General features: G+C 40.8%; 24 protein-coding genes. 11 read left to right on the forward strand and 13 right to left on the reverse strand.

Features of this window, described 5'->3' with window-relative positions:
- Positions 1-74: 74 nt before the first annotated feature.
- Both ACNS8M_RS05795 and ACNS8M_RS05800 read right to left on the reverse strand, forming a co-directional pair.
- The gene (locus ACNS8M_RS05795; protein ID WP_419225273.1) at positions 75-668 is read right to left on the reverse strand and encodes a Maf family protein; all 594 of its coding nucleotides are present in this window, start codon (positions 666-668) and stop codon (positions 75-77) included.
- Positions 669-675: 7 nt separating this feature from the next.
- Positions 676-1,059, reverse strand: coding sequence for a DUF2237 family protein (locus tag ACNS8M_RS05800; RefSeq protein WP_096900874.1), 384 nt, complete (start codon positions 1,057-1,059; stop codon positions 676-678).
- A gap of 139 nt (positions 1,060-1,198) precedes the next feature.
- Between ACNS8M_RS05800 and ACNS8M_RS05805 the strand changes: the two genes are divergently transcribed.
- From ACNS8M_RS05805 to ACNS8M_RS05820, 4 genes are all read left to right on the forward strand, one after another.
- Positions 1,199-2,386 carry a phosphoglycerate kinase gene (locus tag ACNS8M_RS05805; RefSeq protein WP_104852090.1) on the forward strand — a complete coding sequence of 396 codons (1,188 nt, stop codon included), beginning with the start codon at positions 1,199-1,201 and terminating at the stop codon, positions 2,384-2,386.
- Positions 2,387-2,526: 140 nt separating this feature from the next.
- Positions 2,527-2,799, forward strand: coding sequence for a hypothetical protein (locus ACNS8M_RS05810; RefSeq protein ID WP_419225325.1), 273 nt, complete (start codon positions 2,527-2,529; stop codon positions 2,797-2,799).
- A gap of 137 nt (positions 2,800-2,936) precedes the next feature.
- The gene (gene fba, locus ACNS8M_RS05815) at positions 2,937-3,974 is read left to right on the forward strand and encodes a class II fructose-bisphosphate aldolase (protein ID WP_004973298.1); all 1,038 of its coding nucleotides are present in this window, start codon (positions 2,937-2,939) and stop codon (positions 3,972-3,974) included.
- Positions 3,975-4,091: 117 nt separating this feature from the next.
- Positions 4,092-4,952: an EamA family transporter gene (locus ACNS8M_RS05820; RefSeq protein ID WP_419225274.1), complete on the forward strand. Its 861-nt coding sequence runs from the start codon at positions 4,092-4,094 to the stop codon at positions 4,950-4,952.
- Between the two features lie 304 nt (positions 4,953-5,256).
- Here ACNS8M_RS05820 and nfsB read toward each other — a convergent pair whose 3' ends face one another.
- Positions 5,257-5,910 carry an oxygen-insensitive NAD(P)H nitroreductase gene (nfsB, locus tag ACNS8M_RS05825; protein WP_419225275.1) on the reverse strand — a complete coding sequence of 218 codons (654 nt, stop codon included), beginning with the start codon at positions 5,908-5,910 and terminating at the stop codon, positions 5,257-5,259.
- A gap of 242 nt (positions 5,911-6,152) precedes the next feature.
- Here nfsB and hpaI point away from each other — a divergent pair, with 242 nt between their 5' ends.
- Positions 6,153-6,947: a 4-hydroxy-2-oxoheptanedioate aldolase gene (hpaI, locus tag ACNS8M_RS05830; protein ID WP_168417410.1), complete on the forward strand. Its 795-nt coding sequence runs from the start codon at positions 6,153-6,155 to the stop codon at positions 6,945-6,947.
- Positions 6,948-7,002: 55 nt separating this feature from the next.
- On the opposite strand, the gene ACNS8M_RS05835 is transcribed toward hpaI, so the two are convergent.
- Entirely contained in the window at positions 7,003-7,722 is a 720-nt protein-coding gene (locus ACNS8M_RS05835) for a UDP-2,3-diacylglucosamine diphosphatase (protein WP_168460654.1), read from the reverse strand.
- Positions 7,723-7,832: 110 nt separating this feature from the next.
- The gene (locus ACNS8M_RS05840) at positions 7,833-8,342 is read right to left on the reverse strand and encodes a peptidylprolyl isomerase (RefSeq protein ID WP_019837255.1); all 510 of its coding nucleotides are present in this window, start codon (positions 8,340-8,342) and stop codon (positions 7,833-7,835) included.
- A gap of 206 nt (positions 8,343-8,548) precedes the next feature.
- Between ACNS8M_RS05840 and ACNS8M_RS05845 the strand changes: the two genes are divergently transcribed.
- On the forward strand, positions 8,549-10,273 hold the full coding sequence (locus ACNS8M_RS05845; protein ID WP_419225326.1) for a glutamine--tRNA ligase/YqeY domain fusion protein: 1,725 nt from the start codon (positions 8,549-8,551) through the stop codon (positions 10,271-10,273).
- Positions 10,274-10,410: 137 nt separating this feature from the next.
- On the opposite strand, the gene ACNS8M_RS05850 is transcribed toward ACNS8M_RS05845, so the two are convergent.
- Positions 10,411-10,944, reverse strand: a complete 534-nt coding sequence (locus ACNS8M_RS05850) for a lecithin retinol acyltransferase family protein (RefSeq protein ID WP_168417501.1) — start codon at positions 10,942-10,944, stop codon at positions 10,411-10,413.
- A gap of 138 nt (positions 10,945-11,082) precedes the next feature.
- Here ACNS8M_RS05850 and ACNS8M_RS05855 point away from each other — a divergent pair, with 138 nt between their 5' ends.
- A complete protein-coding gene (locus ACNS8M_RS05855; RefSeq protein WP_419225276.1) occupies positions 11,083-11,832 on the forward strand; it encodes a phosphodiester glycosidase family protein in 750 nt (249 codons plus the stop codon).
- A gap of 31 nt (positions 11,833-11,863) precedes the next feature.
- Here the strand turns inward: ACNS8M_RS05855 and ACNS8M_RS05860 are convergent, their stop codons facing one another.
- The 4 genes from ACNS8M_RS05860 to ACNS8M_RS05875 all read right to left on the reverse strand — a co-directional run bounded on the left by ACNS8M_RS05860 (position 11,864) and on the right by ACNS8M_RS05875 (position 14,755).
- Positions 11,864-12,112 carry a hypothetical protein gene (locus tag ACNS8M_RS05860; RefSeq protein WP_419225277.1) on the reverse strand — a complete coding sequence of 83 codons (249 nt, stop codon included), beginning with the start codon at positions 12,110-12,112 and terminating at the stop codon, positions 11,864-11,866.
- 235 nt (positions 12,113-12,347) lie between these two features.
- The gene (locus ACNS8M_RS05865; protein ID WP_168417406.1) at positions 12,348-12,572 is read right to left on the reverse strand and encodes a hypothetical protein; all 225 of its coding nucleotides are present in this window, start codon (positions 12,570-12,572) and stop codon (positions 12,348-12,350) included.
- A gap of 241 nt (positions 12,573-12,813) precedes the next feature.
- Positions 12,814-13,896 carry a tRNA (uridine(54)-C5)-methyltransferase TrmA gene (gene trmA / locus ACNS8M_RS05870; RefSeq protein WP_419225278.1) on the reverse strand — a complete coding sequence of 361 codons (1,083 nt, stop codon included), beginning with the start codon at positions 13,894-13,896 and terminating at the stop codon, positions 12,814-12,816.
- Positions 13,897-14,053: 157 nt separating this feature from the next.
- Positions 14,054-14,755 (reverse strand): SIR2 family NAD-dependent protein deacylase, encoded by a 702-nt coding sequence (locus tag ACNS8M_RS05875; protein ID WP_419225279.1) that lies wholly within the window; start codon positions 14,753-14,755, stop codon positions 14,054-14,056.
- 319 nt (positions 14,756-15,074) lie between these two features.
- Here ACNS8M_RS05875 and ACNS8M_RS05880 point away from each other — a divergent pair, with 319 nt between their 5' ends.
- Positions 15,075-16,268, forward strand: coding sequence for an acyl-CoA dehydrogenase (locus ACNS8M_RS05880; RefSeq protein WP_419225327.1), 1,194 nt, complete (start codon positions 15,075-15,077; stop codon positions 16,266-16,268).
- Positions 16,269-16,330: 62 nt separating this feature from the next.
- Here ACNS8M_RS05880 and ACNS8M_RS05885 read toward each other — a convergent pair whose 3' ends face one another.
- Positions 16,331-17,239 carry an alpha/beta fold hydrolase gene (locus tag ACNS8M_RS05885; RefSeq protein WP_419225280.1) on the reverse strand — a complete coding sequence of 303 codons (909 nt, stop codon included), beginning with the start codon at positions 17,237-17,239 and terminating at the stop codon, positions 16,331-16,333.
- Between the two features lie 128 nt (positions 17,240-17,367).
- Complete coding sequence (locus tag ACNS8M_RS05890; protein WP_168417401.1) at positions 17,368-17,919, reverse strand: PadR family transcriptional regulator; 552 nt, start codon at positions 17,917-17,919, stop codon at positions 17,368-17,370.
- 133 nt (positions 17,920-18,052) lie between these two features.
- Here ACNS8M_RS05890 and ACNS8M_RS05895 point away from each other — a divergent pair, with 133 nt between their 5' ends.
- From ACNS8M_RS05895 to ACNS8M_RS05905, 3 genes are all read left to right on the forward strand, one after another.
- Complete coding sequence (locus tag ACNS8M_RS05895) at positions 18,053-20,077, forward strand: NADPH-dependent 2,4-dienoyl-CoA reductase (protein ID WP_194558270.1); 2,025 nt, start codon at positions 18,053-18,055, stop codon at positions 20,075-20,077.
- 124 nt (positions 20,078-20,201) lie between these two features.
- Positions 20,202-20,615, forward strand: coding sequence for a nuclear transport factor 2 family protein (locus ACNS8M_RS05900; RefSeq protein WP_168460663.1), 414 nt, complete (start codon positions 20,202-20,204; stop codon positions 20,613-20,615).
- 90 nt (positions 20,616-20,705) lie between these two features.
- Entirely contained in the window at positions 20,706-21,821 is a 1,116-nt protein-coding gene (locus ACNS8M_RS05905; RefSeq protein WP_168525392.1) for a YheT family hydrolase, read from the forward strand.
- A 138-nt stretch (positions 21,822-21,959) separates the two neighbouring features.
- Here ACNS8M_RS05905 and ACNS8M_RS05910 read toward each other — a convergent pair whose 3' ends face one another.
- Positions 21,960-22,373: an internalin gene (locus ACNS8M_RS05910; protein WP_168460665.1), complete on the reverse strand. Its 414-nt coding sequence runs from the start codon at positions 22,371-22,373 to the stop codon at positions 21,960-21,962.
- Between the last annotated feature and the right edge of the window lie 97 nt (positions 22,374-22,470).

Below are 22,470 nucleotides of genomic sequence, written 5' to 3' on the forward strand. Positions count from 1 at the left end.
TTGATATTGTCTATTTTGTCGCTTGAAAGGGCAAGATGATTTCTAGCTGATATGCAGATTCAAATGAGTCAACATTAGGGGACTTGAATATTCAGCATTCTTAAAATACGACACAGTTGAATCAGAGGTAGTCCCATCAACGTGGTCTGATCATTGCCTTGCATAGCTTCAAACAAGCTAATACCCAAACCTTCACATTTAAAACTGCCTGCGCATTGCAGTGGTTGCTCGAGAGCAACATATCGTGCAATTTCAGCATTAGTTAAGTTGCGAAATTTGACGGTGTAATGCTCTACAATTGTTTGTACAAAGCCTGTAGATAACTGCTGTACACTGAGTGCCGTACTGAAATACACGGTTTGACCTGAATTGGCGTGTAATTGCTGAATAGCATTTTCTGTAGTAAGTGGTTTACCGATAAAAATATGTGGTGCATGCTCACGCCATGCGACTTGGTCTGAACCTATTACTATTGCATCAGGATGTTGCAGCGCAATACAGCGCGCTTTTTCAAAAGCCAAACGTCGTGCTAAATCATCGGCATGAGTTTCACCGCATGCTGATTCATCAATATCTGGGGAGATAGATGTATACGCTAAATGCAAGCGATCCAGCAATTGTTTCCGAGTTTGACTGCCAGAAGCCAAAATAATTTGAGGATGTTGCATCAGATCATTACACCGCATAGTCCATCAAGATATCTAAGGGCACATAAGACAATACTGATTGATGACAGGCTTGAATTTTAATCGGTGGTGCCTGACCTGCCTGATAGGCTTCAACCCAACGGGTGACACAAATGCACCAGAAATCACCTGGTTGTAAGCCATTAAAGCCAACTTCGGGTACTGGCGTGATTAAATCATTGCCAATTTTTTGCGAGAAATTTAAAAATTCCGAAGTCATTTGTGCACAAACGGTGTGCTGACCTAAATCGGTTGGGGCGGTATGGCAAAAACCGTTACGGAAATACCCGGTAATAGGGTCAAAACAACAACTGGCGAGAGGTTCGCCCAAAACGTTTAAACGATTGATATTCGGATCAGGATGGATAGACATAAGTGCGAGAAAGATGGTGGCTTTTCTCTATCATAATCAAAACTTTTGCTTTAAACAGCAATTCTACAAAAGTTGCTAACCTTTTTCTGCATAATCATTTAAAATCGTGGCGTTTTGATATCAATAAAGTGAGCTATACATGAACTTTCAGCGTATGACTGACCTCGATTTAGCAGGTAAGCGTGTCCTTATTCGTGAAGATTTAAACGTCCCTGTTAAAAATGGTGTGATTACCAGCGATGCACGTTTACGTGCGGCATTGCCAACGATTCAAGCTGCTGTTGCCAAAGGTGCGGCAGTGATGGTGTATTCTCACTTAGGTCGTCCCGTTGAAGGTGAGCCAAAAGCTGAACAATCTTTAGCGCCTGTGGCTGCGTATTTAACCCAAGCTTTGGGTCAAGATGTCCAACTCATCACTGACTATTTAGAGGGTGTGGAAGTTGCACCGGGTCAAGTGGTTTTATTAGAAAACTGCCGTTTTAACCACGGTGAAAAGAAAAACAACCCTGAGCTTGCAGCAAAATATGCAGCATTGTGTGACGTATTTGTGATGGATGCTTTTGGTACGGCACACCGTGCAGAAGCATCAACCGAAGGCGTAGCACGTTTAGCACCAGTTGCAGCAGCAGGCCCATTGCTTGCCGCTGAATTGGATGCACTAGGTCGTGCTTTAAAAACACCTGAAAAACCAATGGTGGCAATTGTTGCAGGTTCTAAAGTATCGACTAAGTTAGATGTATTGACATCATTGTCTGATATTTGTGATCAACTTATTGTAGGTGGCGGTATTGCCAATACCTTCTTAGCTGCAGCAGGCTATAACGTGGGCAAATCATTATGCGAAAATGATTTGATTGACACTGCAAAAGCAATTGCTGCAAAAGTTTCAGTACCATTACCAACCGATGTTGTGGTTGCTGATGCGTCTGAAATCAACTTTGAAGATTTCTTAGGCTCATTGGCTCAAGCGAAAGCCACTGTAAAAAAAGTTGAAGATGTTGCTGACAACGACATGATTTTGGATGTTGGTCCTGAAACAGCGAAAGCATTTGCAGAAATTTTAAAAACTTCAAAAACAATTCTTTGGAATGGTCCAGTGGGCGTATTTGAAGTAGATCAATTTGGTGAAGGAACCAAAGCACTTTCATTGGCAATTGCTGAATCTGCAGGTTTCTCGATTGCAGGTGGTGGTGACACGCTCGCTGCGATTGACAAGTACGAAGTTGCAGACAAAATTGGTTATATCTCTACAGGTGGTGGTGCTTTCCTTGAATTTGTAGAAGGTAAAACCTTACCTGCAGTTGCGGTTTTATTAGAACGTGCTTAATTGTTGATTATTCAACAAAACTGCACAAAAGGTTGACTTCGGTCAACCTTTTTTATTGTGGGTCATAGCACAGTCATAAAAATGTCATAAATATGCAATAAAATTAGTCTTAATGAATGACCTAACTGTAGGAAATAATGATGATTCAAAAACTAACACTTGCTGCTTTAATCGCTGCATCTTTAGCCTTGACTGCTTGTGCAAAAAAAGAAAGTGCACCTGCGACTGAAACTGATGCATCTTCTGCAGTTGTAGATAACGCACAAGTAACCCCAGAACAACAAGTAGCAATTGATGCGATTGACCAACCTGTTATGGATGAAGGCAACACTGATATTCCTGAAGACGTTGCAAATGCACCTGCTGATGCTGCGACTGCAGACACAGAAGTTGCTGCTTCTGAAGCGCAATAAGTGCTGAAAAATAAAGAATTGTTGTAATTTGTTTAAAAGTCCCTGCTATGCAGGGATTTTTTTTTGAAAAAGATGATTTGTTGCTGAATTGAAACAAATCACAGGGTAGAATAACCAGCATTATTTGGGAGGATATTATGGCTCTTATTTCATTGCGCCAGCTCTTGGATCATGCCGGCGAACATGCATACGGCGTTCCAGCGTTTAACGTCAACAACTTAGAACAAATGCGCGCAATTATGTTAGCCGCAGATGCAACAAACTCACCTGTCATTGTTCAAGCTTCTGCAGGTGCGCGTAAATATGCAGGTGCACCTTTCTTGCGTCACCTGATTTTGGCTGCAATTGAAGAATGGCCACATATTCCAGTGGTTATGCACCAAGACCATGGTACTAGCCCTGACGTATGTCAACGTTCAATTCAACTTGGTTTTTCATCAGTCATGATGGACGGTTCGCTTGGTGAAGATGGTAAAACACCAACATCGTATGAATACAACGTAGAAGTGACTCGTCGTACGGTTCAAATGGCGCATGCATGTGGTGTGTCAGTTGAAGGTGAAATTGGTTGCTTGGGTAGCCTAGAAACAGGTATGGCAGGTGAAGAAGATGGTGTAGGTGCAGAAGGTGTACTTGACCATTCTCAATTGTTAACCTCTGTTGAAGAAGCGCGTAGCTTTGTGGCAGATACCAATGTAGATGCTTTGGCAATTGCAGTGGGTACTTCTCACGGTGCGTACAAGTTTACTCGTCCACCTACAGGCGATATTCTTGCAATTGACCGCATTAAAGAAATTCATGCAGCATTGCCAAATACACACCTTGTAATGCATGGTTCTAGTTCTGTGCCACAAGAATGGTTGGCTGTAATTAACCAGTATGGCGGCGACATCAAAGAAACTTATGGTGTACCTGTTGAGCAATTGGTTGAAGCCATCAAACATGGTGTGCGTAAAATCAACATCGACACAGATTTGCGTTTAGCGTCTACAGGTGCAATGCGCCGTATGATGGCAGAACAGCCAAGCGAATTTGACCCACGTAAATTCTTTGCCAAAACTGTAGATGCAATGAAACAAATTTGTATCGACCGTTATGAAGCATTTGGTACTGCAGGCAATGCAGATAAAATTCGCCCAATTTCTTTAGAGAAAATGGTTGAACGCTACAAATAATGCTTAATTTTCATTAAGAATATAAAAGCCCACAACAATTGTGGGCTTTTTACTGATGCAATAGCAAACTGAATAAAGAACAAAAACAATGATTGAAAACCAATATTCGAGCGTGTCATGGAACTGATTATTGCCGCTGCTTTTTGTAGTGTACTGGTGTCTATTTTACTGAAAGTTTGCAAAACACAGGGCTTTAGACCCATGCAAATGATTACTTGGAATTATGTCAGTGCCAGTATTTTGTGTTTCTATTGGTTTAAACCCAATTTAGTTCATATTTCAATACAGCAAACACCATGGCTGCTCATTCTTAGTTTAGGTGTGCTACTGCCTAGCGTGTTTTTAGCCCTAGCCAAGTCTTTAGACAGTGCTGGAATTTTAAAAACAGAAATTGCACAGCGTTTGTCTGTGGTGCTGTCTTTGGCTGCGGCATATTTTGTTTTTCAGGAAAAATTTACTCAATTAAAACTTGCTGGCATAGCATTAGGCATTGTTGCCGTCTTATGTATTTTATATTCACATCGTGCTGCAGGGCAGTCCTCTAAAGCATTACAGGGTATTTTATACTTGGCTTGTGTCTGGGTAGGCTATGCTTTAATAGATGTGTTGCTTAAATACACCACAGGCTTGGGGCTTCAGTTTGCAGTAACCCTGAATCTGATGTTTATCTGCGCATTTGTTTTATCTGTTGGTTATATTTTGCTGCACGAGAAAACTATTGGCAATGTGCGTAATATCAGTGCAGGTCTAATTTTAGGTGCACTGAATTTTGCCAATATCGCTTTGTATGTCAAAGCCCACATGCTGCTCAAAGACAGTCCTGCACTTGTCTTTGCCAGCATGAATATTTTAGTCGTGGTATTTGGAGTCATCAGTGGTTTGTTGTTATTCAAAGAAAAACTAAAAACATCGACCACACTCGGGTTAATTTTTGCCGTGCTTAGTGTACTTTGCCTCGCTTATGCCATGACGGTTTAAAATAACTGAATATAAAACTGAAAGGGTGTCGCACTAAATCTGCAGTTTCTGCAAGACCGTGCAACATTGTCGTTTTATGGCAAATTGGGCAGCATACAGTTTGATGATTGGCTATCGCTTGATGTAAATACAGTTTTTTGCAGCGTTTACATTCCAGTTTTAGTGGCATTGCAGGTAAATTAAGCATCATACACCTCGTTTTTATTTTGATAGAGATTGAGCACTTACTGTCTATATAGATATTGCAAAATTCAGACCAAAAAATAGGGACAAATTTTGTCCCTAGCGTTATCGCATTTTTATTTTACAGTTGCGTGAAAATCTCTGTTTTATCTAGGCGTGATTTAGGTAGCTTGGCATTAAAATCTTGTTCACTACGATAGCCCAAGCATAGTAAAACTGAAGGAATCAGTCCTTGTTCAGCCAGTTGCAGTTCTTGCGTTAAAATTGCTTCATCAAAACCACCAATTGGTGTGGCATCAATACCTTCAACGCCTGCAGCCAAAAGCATTTGCCCAAGTGCAATAAACGTTTGGTTTTCAGCCCAGCGTTGAATATCGCCTTTTTCATTGCGGTAGTAATCGACATAACCTGTGCGACTGTCTTTTTGACCTTGTTTGGCTGTTTCATCTTTAAAACGTCCACTAGCAGCATCCTGATTCAATAAATTTTCAAGATGCAGGTCGCTAATGTCGGCTTTAGTACAAAATAAAATGGTGTGGGATGAATCCAGTACTTTTGGTGCGTTATAAGCGTATTTACCGACTAAGGCTTTGGCAATGCGTTGTTTGGCATCAGCATGATCTGCAATAAAAAAATGCCATGGTTGAATATTAATTGAAGATGGCGCTAAACGCAGAATTTCTAATAAACGCTCAAATTGTGCTGCAGGAATACTGCGACTCGCATCATACGCTTTGGTTGTGTAGCGAGTTTGAGCAATATTTAATAAATCCATGAATCATCTCCATTCAAAGGTAATTTGTTCTGGCAGGTTTAGTTAAAAATCTTAACATGCCAGAGCAGGTGAGCGGAACGAACCCATGCCGTATTTATGTGCTATAAAGCGGAGAGGTGTGCAATCAAGCGATTTAAACTTAGTGTTAAATTTAATCATGCTAGACGTTTTTGCTATTGGTTGTTTATTGCAAATAGGCGTTAAATATAAAGTTGCAAATGGTGCATCCCGAAGGTGTATGGATGGAATATATCAATTATTTTAAGCGTAAACTGAAAACCCAGCAGCAAATTGGTTTATGGGTGGGGTTGGCAGATGCTTACGGCACTGAAATTGCCGCCAATGCAGGCTATGACTGGCTATTAATTGATGGTGAACATGCACCAAGTGATTTAAGAACCACCTTGTCACAATTGCAAAGTATCGCTGCTTATCCATCACAAGCGGTGGTACGCCCGCCTATAGGCAGTGTGCAACTGATTAAACAATTGTTAGATATTGGCGCACAAACTTTATTAATTCCAATGGTCGAAACCGTTGAACAAGCCGAATTGATGGTAAAAGCAGTACGCTATCCACCAGAAGGAGTACGAGGCGTAGGTGCAGCTTTAGCACGCGCAACGCGCTGGAACAGTATTCCAAATTATTATGCAACAGCACATGAAAATATTTGTTTATTGATTCAGATTGAATCAGTGACTGGTTTAGAAAATCTGGATGATATTTTAAACATAGAGGGCATCGACGGTGTATTTATTGGTGCGGTCGATTTATCAGCCACTATGGGCTATGAAGGTAATCCGAACCACCCAGAAGTACAAGCTGCTGTGGTAGATGCAATTCAGCGGATTCGCGCAGCAGGTAAAGCGGCAGGTATTTTATCGACCCAGCATGAAGTGACTCAAAAATATTTGGATTTAGGCACAGAATTCGTGGCAGTTGGGGTAGATACCAGCGTATTGATGAATTCATTGCGTGAATTACTGGCTAAATATAAAGCGGATGCGGAAGTCATTCAGTCTGAAGGCGGCTATTAATTCGAAGCAAATTTCCCTTTGTATAAATGACTTGTATGTAATGGGGATATTGGAATTAATATTTCCACGTGCTGAGTTGCCAATCTTGTAATTCTTGAGAGGGTTCAATTTCTAAAATCTGTGCCGCATCTTTGCGCCAGTCACCCAACACAATTCTGGGTTTACCATGTTCGTTATGAATGTTTGGGCGATGTGTATGCCCATGAATTAACACATCGGCATCTTGTAAGGCTTGTGCAACGGCATCAGCATTTACATCCATAACGTCATAACTTTTGACTTGATTGGCCTGTTGGCTTTTTTTACGGAAACCTTGTGCAAGCTTTTGCCGAAAAGCGAGCGGAGTTTTCTTTAAGATGCCTAAAATGATGGGATTACGAATAATTTTACGGAATTTTTGATAGGACACATCATCGGTACACAGTGCATCGCCATGTTCTATACGTATATAGTGTGAGCCAATTTGAAGGGTGTGTACATCGGGCAGGAGTTGCCCAGAAAACTGATCTAGGAATTTTTGTCCTAAGGCAAAATCACGATTGCCCACAATAAAATAAATTTGATTACCTGCATGGGTGAATTGTTTTAACTGCACAATGATTTCATCTAACCATGTCGCGGTGTAATCATCGCCAATCCATGCATTAAACCAGTCACCCAATATGTAAAGCTGGGTGTTTTTATGCTCATAAGCATGCAGCAAATCTAAAAACCCCCGAACTAGTCGAGGGTGATCAGGTGACAAGTGTAAATCTGCGATAAACAAATAAGTCACTATCTTTTCCTTTTCGTACTCTTATCAGCCCCATCTAACAGGAGGGGCTGTGCCGATGCTGCTATTTTAAAGTGATGCTTTAAAACAGATGCACAAAGCAGAGAAGACGTTTATTCAGAAATGATTTTTGCAGATTCAATCACAACATTTTCTAGTGGAACATCTGCATGGTAGCCACGGTTACCTGTACGCACGCCTTTGATCGCATCTACAACGTCCATGCCTTCAACCACTTTACCAAATACGGCATAGCCCCAACCTTGTGCAGTTTTGCCGGTGTGGTTTAAGAACGAGTTGTTTTTAACGTTAATAAAGAATTGCGCAGAAGCAGAGTGAGGTGCTTGAGTACGCGCCATTGCAATTGTGCCAACATCGTTGCTTAAGCCGTTGTCTGCTTCGTTTTCAATTGCATCACGTGTTGCTTTTTCTTTGAAGTTCTCATCCATGCCACCGCCTTGGATCATGAAACCATCAATAACACGGTGGAAAATTACGCCGTCATAAAAACCATCACGAACGTATTCTAAGAAGTTAGCAACTGTAATTGGTGCTTTTTCAGCATTCAATTCTAAAACAATACGACCTTTATTGGTGTTTAATTCGACTTGAGGAAAACTCATTGTGTAATCTCCTAAACATGGACACGAATGCCATGGGTTTTTTGGTTGAGAGAAGCATAAGCAAACTGTAAACTACAAGGCAAGTAAAAACGTTATTTTCTTTGTTAAAAACAAGGAAAAGCGTTCCAATGGGTGATGAATGCTTCACTGATGAAGTTTTTGCAACCCAGTTAATTCAATTTTATTTTAGAAGTGATTTTATTGCTATGAAGCCAAATGATGTTGTTGCATCTCTGCCAAACACCCCGACACCAAGTTCAAATGCCTCTGTCGATGCTGTGCAGCAAGAACAACAGCCGGGCTTGGACTTTATACGTCAAGTCATTACCGATGATATTGCGGCTGGTCGCACTCAACAGGTTGTGACACGTTTTCCGCCTGAGCCGAATGGTTATTTGCATATTGGTCACGTGAAAGCTATTTGCTTGAACTTTGGTATCGCACAAGAATATCAAGGGGTGTGTAACTTACGTTTTGACGACACCAACCCAGATGCAGAAGAACAAGAATATGTAGATGGTATTGCCAATGATGTGAAATGGCTTGGTTTTGAATGGAATGGCGAGCCACGCTACGCCTCAAGCTATTTTGATCAATTATATGCTTGGGCTGTTCAGTTGATTGAACAAGGCGATGCCTATGTCGATTTGCAAACTCCAGATGAAATTAAGCTAAACCGTGGTTCTTTTGTAGAGTCAGGCAAGAACTCGCCATACCGTGATACCTCTGTGGCAGAGAACTTGGCTTTATTTGAAAAAATGCGCAATGGCGAATTGGGTGAAGGTCAGGCAGTACTCCGTGCCAAAATTGATATGGCCTCTCCAAACGTACACATGCGTGACCCGATTTTGTATCGTGTTTTACATTCATCGCATCACCAAACGGGCGATAAATGGAAAGTGTACCCAATGTATGACTATGCGCATCCATTATCCGATGCTATTGAAGGCATTACCCATTCATTGTGTACTTTAGAGTTCCAAGACCATCGTCCATTCTATGATTGGGTGGTGGAAAAAGTGAAATCTGAGGCTGTACCGCATCAGTATGAATCTAGCCGTTTGAACATCGATTACACCATCACCTCAAAGCGTAAATTGCGTAAATTGGTTGAAGGTGGTTTTGTAAATGGTTGGGATGACCCACGTATGCCAACAGTAGTGGGTATGCGTCGTCGTGGTTTTACTCCAGAAGGTTTGCGTGATTTCTGTAAGCGTGTGGGCGTATCTAAGTCAGATGGTATTGTGGATGTGGCAATGCTTGAATACTGTATCCGTCAGTCTTTGGAAAATACCGCAGCACGTGGCATGGCGGTGTTAAATCCACTTAAAGTGACTTTGACCAATTTGCCTGAAGCACTAGATTTGGTCCATGCACGTCATCCAAATGTAGATATGGGTGAGCGTACGATTCCTTTAACATCAGAAATTTACATTGATCGTAAAGACTTTGAAGAAGTGCCGCCTAAAGGCTTTAAACGTTTAGTGCCAGAAGGTGAAGTGCGTTTACGCCATGCCTATGTGATTAAATGTGATGAAGTGATTAAAGATGCCAGCGGTGAAGTGATTGAACTGAAATGTTCAATTGACCCAAAAACTTTGGGTAAAAACCCAGAGGGACGTAAAGTGAAAGGCGTGATTCACTGGGTATCTGCAACGAAAGGTGTAGCAGCAGAAGTCCGTTTATATGATCGCTTGTTCACCGAATCTGATCCAGAAGTGGGCGATGATTTCTTGGCGAATTTAAACCCTGAGTCATTAACCGTGGTTCAAGCCATTGTTGAGCCTGCTTTGGCAACAGCACAACCTGAAGATCGTTTCCAGTTTGAACGCGAAGGTTACTTCGTTGCAGATCAGTATGATCACAGTGCTGAAAAACCAGTGTTTAACCGTATTTTAGACTTAAAAGACAGCTTTAAACCTGGAAAATAAGCTACATTTCTAATTTTAGTAAATGTTGTAAAAGCCCAGCTTTGTTAATCCAAGTTGGGCTTTTTTATAGCAGGAAATCGAATAGATTTGGGACTTGTGTTAAGCATCATAAAATAGCGATTTGGAAAGATAAGCACTTAGCGGTTTTTATGCTGTTCCTGCTTCATCAGTATTTGTGGTAACTGCATTTTAGCTTTATCACGCAGTTTTTTCTTAATATACAGAACCAGTGCAAAGCAAGTGGTAGTGAGCGTGAGCAGCATACTGTTCATGTAGCTCATCAGTGAACTGACATATCCAATCGTGGTTAAACGATCCATCATCTTAAACACTTGAGGGCTGCTTTCTACACCTGTAATGGCCCAGGTACATAAGTGTTCGCAGTTATTGATAATTAGATGATAGTTATTTTCATGCATTCTGGAACGCATACGACGTACCACTTTACGCCCTTTATATTTGGCTGCATGGTAGCTTTGTACTTTAATTTCTTTACCGTGGCTAAACTTTTCAATACTGGTCATTTCAATCGGGTGTTTTTTGAAAAGATGTGCAAAACCCGAATAATGAATCACGCGCCCACGTCCAGCATAGATACCATGATGGCTATAGCCGAAGTGTTTCACAATTAAATGTGCCCCTAAAGGAAATCGTGTTTTCTGCTTGAGCATTGTACGTTTGACCAATAAAGTAACATGAGTAAAGAAATAAGAAGAGGGTTTATAGTGTACTGTGTCTGAGGTAAATATGCGATAACCCATTCAGATATATGCACAATTTGTAACATAGCTATGGCAGGAGCTAGTAGAATGAAAAATATATTTTGCTGCTTGATACTGAGTAGTCTGCTGCTTAGTACTGTCGCACAAGCAGGGATACGTGCATGGACTGTAAAAGATGCGCATATTGATGTAGATGTCGTTGAGATTAGTCATTTGCAGCATTTGCGCTTATATCTGAATGAGCTAAATGCAAAACCGTTTAAGCAAATCTCACAGCTGCAACAGGCTTTAGCATTCTGTGAGAAATTACAATTTGCGATGAATGCAGGCATGTTTCATCATAATTATCGCCCTGTGGGTCTGTATATTGAGCAAGGACGACAAATTCAGAAATTAAACAGGCAGCAGCAAGGTTGGGGGAATTTTTTGATTCAGCCAAATGGTGTATTGGCTTGGAATCAGCAGCAAATTTTCTTGGGTACGACCCAGCAATATGCAGATCAAAACTTTGCAGCAAGTTATGCTACCCAATCGGGGCCTATGTTGGTTATCAACAATCAGTTAAATTCACGTTTTCTTGCAGACAGTCAGTCGTACAAAATTAGAAATGGGGTAGGTCTTAAAAACCAGCATTTGTATTTTGTCATAAGCAATACACCTGTGACTTTTTATCAATTTGCTAGATTTTTTAAAGACCAACTGAAAACTCCAAATGCTTTGTATTTAGATGGTTCTATTTCTACAGCATACATTCCACAATTACAGCGTCAGGTTGCTATACACCGTGACTTGGGGCCTATATTTGCCTATATCGATTCAACCGCTTGTGGGGCATGATGTTTAGAACGAGCGCTTTAACGCTCTCATGCTATTGAGGAATGAAGCTTAAAGCAGTGTTCTGCATGCTACAAATTTTGGTAGCCTCATCAGCCTTCATATTTTTGACTTCATCTTCAAATTGCTTTTTTTGCTGTTTGAGTTGTTCATCTGAAATATCCATTTTTTTAGCAAAACTTTCCATTTTCTCCCAAGTCTCGGCACATTCTTTAGGCATTGGGCTGCATGCGCTGACACTGAGCGATATGAGTACAAGACAGGCAAGTTTAGTTTTTTTCATGGTGTGATGCTCTGAATTAGAATTATTGATGAATGGCAGTGTGTCGTTTATTTTTAGAAATACTACCGCAGGATTATGAAAATAAGATTGGCTAGAATTAAGCTGAATGGAATTTTTATGCAAGCTAGCGCATAGCGTGCGCTACAAAACTATTTGGCAGATTGATTTTTAGTAATGAAGTTTTGGTATTAAAAAAGGCACTTAGTTAAACTAAATGCCTTTTTGTCATATTCCATTACTGGAATGGTAGATGCTGGAGTTCATTCAACTCTTTGCGGCTAAAACCTCGCGATGCGAGAACCTTCTTAATTCCGATAATCACATCTTCATCGGTCGCTTTAGTTAAAGCGTCGAGAAGTTGTTCATTCGTCTTGCAAGAGCAATCATTTTCAACACAAGCAATTTGATTTTTATGCTCGTTTTGCTGTTCTGCAGAGAACAACTTTTGCCAAAAACTCATAGAGCCTTCATTCACAACCTAACATAGATCGAAATATAGCCAATATAAAAAATAAATCAAGTCGACCTAAGTGATAAAAGCAGCAAACGACTTGCAGAATTTTCGATGATATTGCATTTTCTTAACGAAATTATGACAGTTAAAGTGCTTGTAATTCTTTAACTGATTCATTTACATCGTTATATTTGCAAAGCTAAGAAAACTCATCTTGTAAATATGGGTGAATATTGCAACAAATTGTTTAAATCTTTTCCAGTAAAACCCCAGATTCAACATGGTGGGTGTATGGGAACTGATCAAACAGTGCAAATTGGGTCACTTTATGGCTTTGACACAAGGTTTTTAAATTGTCATGCAAAGTGTCAGGATTACATGAAATATAAATAATACGCTTAAATCGCTGTAATAATTTTAAGGTCGCATCATCTATACCTGCACGTGGTGGATCGACAAAGACTGTATCAAAATCATAACTTGAGATTTCAATTTCAGCTTCTTGCAAACGGCGGAATTCACGTTCGCCATTATAGGCTTGGGTAAATTCCTCAGCAGACAAACGTGCAACCTGAATATTCTCAATCTGGTTTTGCTCAATATTCCATTGTGCTGCATATACAGATGATTTTGCCAGTTCAGTTGCTAACACACGATGAAAACGAGTTGATAATGGCAGGGTAAAGTTGCCGTTACCACAGTACAGTTCCAGTAAATCTTGTTCTGAATGCTCGGCTACCGTGCATGCCCATTCCAACATTTTTTGGCAAACCTGTGCATTGGGTTGGGTAAAACTACTTTCAATTTGTTTATAAGTATAAGCCCGATCAAAAACCTGTAACTGTTCAACCACGTATTCATCCGACAGTACAAACTTTTGCCCACGACTACGGCCAATCAATTTAATATTTAATTCAGCTGCAAGGTCTTTTGCGGCAAGTTCCCAATCTTGTTCGAGTTTACGGTGGTAAAGCAATGACACCAGCATTTCACCACTTAAGGTTGCTAAAAAATGCACCTCAAATAAACGGGTAGATAATGCGGGATTGGCTTTAATTGCAGCCAAAAGTTTGGGCATCAATACGTTAATGCTGCGATCTGCAATTGGAAACTCATCAATGCGAATCACATTTTTTTGTTTATCTTCACTGCGTTCAAACATGGCATAAAACAGGTCATCTTCTGTGTGCCAAATTCGGAATTCTGCACGCATACGGTAGTGCTGTTCAGGTGATGCAAATACTTGTAAAGCAGGCGGTTCAAATTCGGCAAATTGGGCAGAAATACGGGCAACTTTTGCATCAAGCTGTTGCTGATAAGATGAGGTCATATGCAGTAAACATCACAAACACAGAGAAAAAGTGATGGTAACAAAGTTTTAATGAGATACCTAAAACTATTGTAAAAATGATGCATCAGATGTCAGAAATAGCCTGAGCAAATTTTTGACATCTAGCACAGATTAAATTTCAAATGGTGTAATTACTTTAGTTTTGCTGTAATTGTTTAAATAACTGCTGCATACCTTCTGTTGCTGTGAGTGCGATACGCTGAAATTGTACAGGAAGCTTGGCTTGCATAGCTTTAGGGTCAATATAATAAGCCTGACAATTCTTTGGAATTTCATGCACCAAACCTGCAACAGGGTAAACCACTAGACTGGTGCCAATCACAATAAAAATATCAGCATCTTGAACTAGATCAATCGCGTCTCCATACGCAGGAACAGCTTCACCAAACCAAACTACGTGTGGACGTAAAGGGTAGCCTTGCGGGCAAATATCACGTTCTAAATCCAGCGAGTCACCTTGTATCGGTAAAAATTCGGTGGTGTATTGTGCGCTTGGTCCAGAACTTTTAGCCAAGCGGATATTGCCATGCAAATGTAAAACTTCCGAACTGCCTGCACGTTCATGCAAATCATCAATATTTTGTGTGATCACTTGCACATCAAAATCATCTTCAAGTTCAGCAATTAACTGATGTGCTAAATTGGGCTGCGCATCAAGAATGTTCTTGCGTCTTTCGTTGTAAAAGCGCTGCACCAATGCAGGATTTTTAGCCCACGCCTCTGGACTAGCTACATCTTCAACACGGTGTTTTTCCCATAAGCCATCACTATCTCTAAAAGTATTGATCCCGCTTTCAGCACTCATACCTGCACCCGAAAAGACCACTAATTTACGCATGTTTTATTCTCATGATGGACTATTTGAATTGAGTATAAGTTCTCAAAATAGAAACACAAATCCAGCACTTATTTTTTACGAGTTTTAAGTATCTAAATATTTAAAGCAGGATTAACTTGAATTTTTCTTAATAAGTGAATACTGGTTCATTTTTCTTCTCATTACTGCATTTTAATGTTAGAACATAACGTATTGCTCAGACCATTTTACGCAATACAAGATTAAAATAGGGATGAGCCATGTTTGAACAAAATAATGCGCAGAGGATGCCATGTCACAACAGAATTCACCGTCTAATCACACGCCAACAAGCCATAACATGAAAATAAATTTTGACTGGAAAGATCCATTTTTATTGGAGCAACAACTGACAGAAACCGAGCGTATGATTCGTGACAGTGCCTATGCGTATTGTCAGGAGAAATTACTACCACGTGTGCGTGATCAGTTCAGACATGAAACAGTAGATCGCACAATATTTCGTGAAATGGGAGAGCTTGGCTTGTTAGGCCCCACCATTCCTGAACAATATGGTGGAGCAGGTTTAAGTTATGTCAGTTACGGCCTAATTTCAAGAGAAATAGAGCGGGTCGATTCAGGCTATCGCTCTATGGCAAGTGTGCAAAGTTCTTTGGTGATGGTGCCGATATATGAATTTGGTAGTGAAGCACAAAAGCAAAAATATTTACCTAAATTGGCATCGGGGGAATGGGTCGGTTGTTTTGGTTTGACTGAACCCGATTTTGGCTCTGACCCAGGCAGCATGAATAGCCGTGCCCATAAAGTCGCAGGGGGTTACCGTTTGCAGGGTGCAAAAATGTGGATTACCAACAGCCCAATTGCCAATGTATTTGTGGTGTGGGCAAAAGAAGTGTCTGCAGATGGGCAGGTGGGCGATATTCGTGGCTTTATTTTGGAAAAAGGTTGGCAGGGGCTTTCAACTCCGACCATTCATGGCAAAGTCGGTTTGCGTGCCTCAATTACCGGTGAAATTGTCATGGATGATGTATTTGTACCTGAAGAGAATCTTTTACCACACGTACGTGGTTTAAAAGGGCCATTCACCTGTTTGAACAGTGCACGTTATGGTATTGCATGGGGTGCTATGGGGGCGGCTGAATTCTGTTGGCATACTGCACATCAATACACAATGGATCGGATCCAGTTTGGGCGTCCTTTGGCGGCTAATCAACTAATTCAAAAGAAACTTGCCGATATGCAAACTGAAATTGCGCTGGGTTTACAGATTGCACTGCGTTTTGGTCGTATGAAAGATGAAGGCATTGCTTCACTTGAAGGAACATCACTGATTAAGCGTAACAACTGTGGTAAAGCGTTGGAGATTGCACGGATGGCGCGTGATATGTTAGGTGGTAATGGTATTAGCGATGAATATGGCGTAGCACGGCATTTGGTCAACTTGGAAGTGGTGAATACCTATGAAGGAACGCATGATGTGCATGCTCTAATTTTAGGTCGTGCGCAAACAGGTATAGCCGCTTTTGCAAATTAAGACGTATGGTGGAGAGAAACTGCGGTGGAAAATGTCGCAATACATTTTCCACTGATTTAACTTTAGGGATTTAGCTTTAAAAACTGGGCAATTTCCTGACTGAATTTCAGTGGCTCAGTTAATAAAGGCGTATGCCCCGACTGGTGAAATAATACCTGTTTAGCATTTGGCATACGCTCCATCACTTGGCGTTGCCCCTCGGCTGCATAGAGGGTTGATTGTGCACCTGTAAAAAACAGGGTTGGGCAACTGAGCTGACTCAATGCTTCGCGATAATCTTCTTGATGGTGTAAATAATTGTCGATATACCAACGTAAATAATCTAGGCGTTGCGTAGGTAAAATATAACGTTGCAAAACAGGACGCTTAACCGCCAGTTTAAATAAAAAAGGACTAATTTTATTGCTGGCTTGTAGCTCAATAAATTGTAGCCAGAGTTCCACCAAATTTTTACGTTGCAATACATCCATTTGCTGAATATGGGTATATTCGGCATGCTGATGTAAAAACTCGGACAGATGAATTAATAATGCTTTAAATTGCTGATGCTTATCGCCAAATAAACCATAGGGCCAGTTTTCATCTACCCCAATTTTAGGTGCTTGGTCAATTTGCAAATAGCTGTTTAAACGCGAACCCAGTTGCCCATATTGCATGCCATGCATGGCTGTGGTTGCGCCCATCGAGTAACCAATCAGTTTAAACTGTTGTAGGTTTTGCTGTTGAATCAAGCTGTTTAAATCTTGCCAATGACTAGAAATGGCATCTAACGCTGGAACAGCACATTGATCTGAACCGCCAAAACCACGCCAGTCTGGAATAATGAAGCGATACTGCTTTTTATGTTGATATAGAAACGGCAACCATTGCCAACTGTGCATGCCCAAACCTGAAAGTACAACCACAGGCTCACCTTGACCAAATTCACGTACAAATAGGGCTTCGCCATCGGGCATGCGGTAAAAAGGCATCAGCATTTCCTTGCATGGTTGTGGTTAAAGATGCGTTATTCTTTATAGCATAGCCTGATCATTTCTGTATGGTGATTGGCTTTAATTTAATAATTCAAAGGATTACTCATCATTCCAAAAATCTGCATTTAATGTGAGTTATCAGCATCAAATTTTTTAAGTTCAGGAATGACCTTTTCCAACCATTCAATCCAGCCAATTTCTTGATCTATTCCGAGCTGTAAAATCATTTTATGAATATATAGGGTGCGGTTGTTAGCTGGTGCTTGGCGAAAATCTTTGGAAAAAATTTGTTGATAAGTATGTAACTTGGCTTTGTGTAATACCAAATGGCGCTCTAGTTCAGGCAATACACTGTTGCCACCAAGTTGAGCTTCGGCACGTAAACGCACCATCAGTTCTTCACGTAATTGTGCAGGCGGACTTTGTTCGACCATCCAGTTTGCCAATTCCTGTCGCCCTAAAGCTTCTACTTGATAGGTTTTACTGCGACTACTGGAATCTTCATCTTCAAGGGTGGAAATCCAGCCTTTTTTTAGCATGCTATTTAGTTCGCGGTAAATTTGTTGATGAGTCGCATTCCAGAAAAAGCCCATAGAGCGGTCAAAACGGCGTGCCAATTCAATGCCATTACTGGGTTTTTCAATCAGACTGGTCAATAAAACGTGAGCGAGCGACATAAACAGAACAACTTTATTTTTTCAGCTTTAATTATGCAACATGTTGCATAAAAATCAAATCTAGAATATAAAAGTATGCAACAAGTTGCATTAAGCATAAAACAGCCAGCATTTTTGCCAGCAGGGAGATTCTATGTCTAGCTATCCATACTTACTTGCGCCTTTAGATTTAGGCTTTACCACTTTAAAAAATCGAGTCTTAATGGGGTCTATGCACGTGGGGCTTGAAGAAGCACCGGGTGGATACGAACGCATGGCAGCTTTTTATGCAGAGCGTGCCAAAGGTGGAGTGGGGCTGATTGTTACAGGCGGTATTTCACCCAATGATGCTGGATTAACCTTTGCAGGCGGCAATAAACTCGACACCCGTCAAGAAGCAGAAAAACACAAAGTAGTGACACAGGCTGTGCATGATGCAGGCGGCAAAATTGCCTTACAGATTTTACATACAGGGCGTTATTCTTATCAGCCTGATATTGTTGCACCTTCTGCAATTCAGGCGCCGATTAACCCAAGTAAACCACATGCTTTAACTTCGGCAGAAGTACAGCAAACCATTGCAGACTTTGTGAACTGTGCCAAATTGGCACAATACGCAGGTTATGATGGTGTCGAAATCATGGGCTCGGAAGGGTATTTAATTAACGAATTTATTGCTGCACGTACTAACCACCGTGATGATGAATGGGGCGGTAGTTATGAAAACCGCATCCGTTTTCCAATTGAAATCGTAAAACGTACCCGTGCTGAAGTTGGTGAAAATTTCATTATTATTTACCGCTTGTCAATGCTGGACTTGGTCGAAGGCGGTTCAAGCTTTGAAGAAGTGGTGCAATTGGCACAAGCGATTGAAAAGGCTGGTGCGACTATTATCAATACAGGAATCGGCTGGCATGAAGCACGTATTCCAACCATTGCCACAAAAGTACCGCGTGCAGCCTTTACATGGGTCACAGAAAAATTAAAAGGCTTAGTTAAAGTACCTTTAATTACCTCAAACCGTATTAATACCCCAGAAATGGCAGAATACGTATTGGCAGCAGGACATGCCGATATGGTGTCTATGGCACGTCCAATGCTAGCCGATGCGTTCTTTGTACAAAAAGCAGAGCAAGGACGTAGTGATGAAATTAATACTTGTATTGGATGTAACCAAGCCTGTTTAGACCATATTTTCTCTATGAAAATTGCTTCATGTTTGGTTAATCCACGTGCTTGCCATGAAACAGAACTGATTTTTAAAGAAGCGACTCAAACTAAAAATATTGCGGTGATTGGCGCTGGGCCTGCGGGTTTAAGCTTTGCGACCTATGCTGCAGAACGAGGTCATCAGGTCACCATTTTTGAAGCATCTAACCAAATTGGTGGACAATTCAATATTGCCAAAACCATTCCGGGCAAAGAAGAGTTTTATGAAACTTTGCGCTATTTCAAGCGTCAAATCGAGTTGCAACCGAATATTAAATTGCAACTGAATCATCCTGCGACTTTTGAGCAACTAGAAAATTCTTCATTTGATGAAATTGTAGTAGCAACTGGGGTAACACCACGCCAGCTTGATATTCCAGGCATCGATCATCCTAAAGTATTGTCATATATTGAGGTGCTGAAAGAGCGTAAACCTGTAGGGCAACGAGTCGCAATTATTGGTGCAGGTGGTATTGGTTTTGATACTGCGGAATATTTAAGCCATGAAGGTGAAAGTGGCAGTTTAAACCCTGAAAAATTCTATGATGAATGGGGGATTGATACCAATTATGCGCAGGTTGGTGGACTTAAAAAAGCTAATGTAGAAGCTTCACCGCGTCAAATTTATTTGCTGCAACGTAAAGCATCGTCAGTGGGTGCAGGCTTGGGCAAAACCACAGGCTGGATTCATCGTACAGGTTTAAAAAACCGTAACGTGAATATGATTGCAGGTGCAAGCTATGACCTAATTGATGATCAGGGCTTACACGTTACCGTGAATGGTCAAAGTACTGTGCTAGAAGTAGATCATGTGGTGATTTGTGCAGGGCAGGAGTCTTACACTGCGATGTACGAGCAATTACAAGCAGCAGGTAAAAACGTGCATTTAATTGGTGGCGCCAAAGAAGCAGGCGAGTTGGATGCTAAACGTGCGATTCGTCAGGGTGCTGAATTGGCCGCAACAATCTAGACAATTTTAGCGCTTTATATTTGCTTGGTTCTTTTTAGGAGTGGGGCAGTATAAAGCGTCAGCTCCTTCGGAACAAAATTTTTATTTTATAGATTGAAATATTCAAATTTATAAGGAAATCATAATGAGTCTGGAAACAACACAACAAGCCGTGCAGCGTTGGCATGAAATGCTGCAAAACCGTGATATGTCTATTTTAAGTGAGCTACTGGCAGATGAAGTGGTATTTCGTTCTCCTGTTGCCTATCAACCTTATGCGGGCAAACAAGTTGTATTTTTTATTTTGACCAATGTAATACAGGTCTTTGAAAACTTTACTTATCACCGTGAATTTTATTCACAAGATGGTTGCAATGTTGTACTTGAATTTTCTGCCAATGTGGGAGATAAGAAGTTAAAAGGGATTGATATGATCCAGTTTAATACACAAGGACAAATTGTGGATTTTGAAGTAATGATTCGCCCGAAAAGTGGTTTAGAGGCTTTAGCTGTACAAATGGGACAGCGTATGGCGGCCTTTATGCCAGCCGAAAAGTAAAATAATGCGTGTGTATGGCAGTGTGGTTTGTTTTAGAAATCGGTTTTCGGGTGGACATGCTTAAAAATACATGTATTGCTTGGGAGTAAAATGATGTCTACATTACAAAAAATAGCGCAAATTACACAAGCTGTATTAGATCAAGTTACAGGCGCAGACTTACCTACCTTGTATTATCACCCGCATGGGGAAATCCGTCGGGTGCTAGATAAATTGCCACAACTGAAAGAAAAATACCGTCCGACGCCGTGGTTATCTAACACACATGCGCATCTTTTATATTTTGATTTAATTAAAAAGAAAACCATTCGCCAGCAGTATGATCGGGTCGATCAACTAACTATGCAGGATGGTGGTGTCACCGCAGTGGCTTGGGTCGGTTATGACCTGCCTGTAGATACACCTACAATTGTGTTGATGCATACTATTACTGGGTCTTTAGAAAGTATGCGTGAATTGGTGCGAGATTTACACCAACAAACCCAATGGCGGATTGCTTTATGTCTACGCCGTGGGCATGGCAATTTACCGATGCCTGTACCGCAAATTAATCTATTTGGTTCAACCCATGATTTGCGTGAACAAATCGAATTTATTCAGCAGCAATTTCCACAATCAGAATTATATGCTGTTGGTTCATCGGCAGGCACCGGTTTGCTGGTACGTTACTTGGGTGAAGAAGGGGAGCAAGCCCCGTTTAAGGCGGCATTTGCACTCTGCCCAGGATATAACACGGAGTCAGGCTTTCAGCATGTGCATCCTTTTTACAGTAAGGTGATGACCAAAAAGCTGCTCAAATTTTTTATTCAGCCGCATCAGCACATTTGGCAAAATGTGAAATCTTTGTCGCAAGTTTTAAGTGCAACCACTTTGGCGGAGTTTGAAAAAGCCTATTTTGAATTGGCAGGATTTGAAGATTACGACAGCTATACGCAGGCAATTAATCCAATTTATGTGTTTGAGAATGTCAAAATTCCACTCATGGTTTTAAATGCGGAAGATGATCCTGTATGTCATATTAAGAACTTTGATCCTTATAAAGAAACCATTCAAAACATGCCAAATATTATGGTGGTGACTACCCGTAAAGGTAGCCATTGTGGTTTTTATGAAGGTGTTGGGTTTACCAAATCATGGGCGTCACGTCTGATTGCTAATTATTTTAAAGTACAGTCAGAATTGCCACGACCTAACCCAATTCATTGATCATCTGATATAGCGCAGTAATTCAACCCATTAAAAAACCCAGCCATCAACAAGATGTACTGGGTTTTTAACATTGGACTTAGTTCAAAATTTAAATGGACTTGATTTGTAGTCTACACTTTCAAACTTGAATATGTCTTAGTTCTCAAGTGCTGGGGTTGCAGCAGCAATGGCAGCGGCAACTGCATCATCTTCAGATTGTGTGCCAGATGTATTGCTTGGACGTGCCTGAGTTGGCTTGTCTTCTGCAACAGGTGCTTCAGCTCTTGGAGCAGGTGCGGCAGCAGGTTGCGCAGGTGTTTCACGGCGAATTTCAGTCGTAGTATTCGCTGTTTCAGTACGTTCTACTTCTACATGTGCAGGCATTTCTGGTTCAGCATCTTCAATGCTTTCCACAGGTTCTAGTGGTTCAAATTGAGCAGTTTCGGTGGTTTGTTCAGTTTGAACTTCAACTTGCTCTTGCTCATCTTGCTTTGGCTGTTCTTTTTTAACACATGCAGTTACCAACAACGCTGTTGCAATTGCACCACAGATTAAAAGTTTCTTATTCATAATCGCACAAAATAAAAGATCGGATAGACGAGCGTATTATAGCAATAAAATGACAGATGAAAATCCTCTCAAGAAGTTCTAATTTTTTATTGGAAAT

This window comes from Acinetobacter sp. A2 (assembly GCF_048537555.1).
Classification (GTDB): Bacteria; Pseudomonadota; Gammaproteobacteria; order Pseudomonadales; family Moraxellaceae; genus Acinetobacter.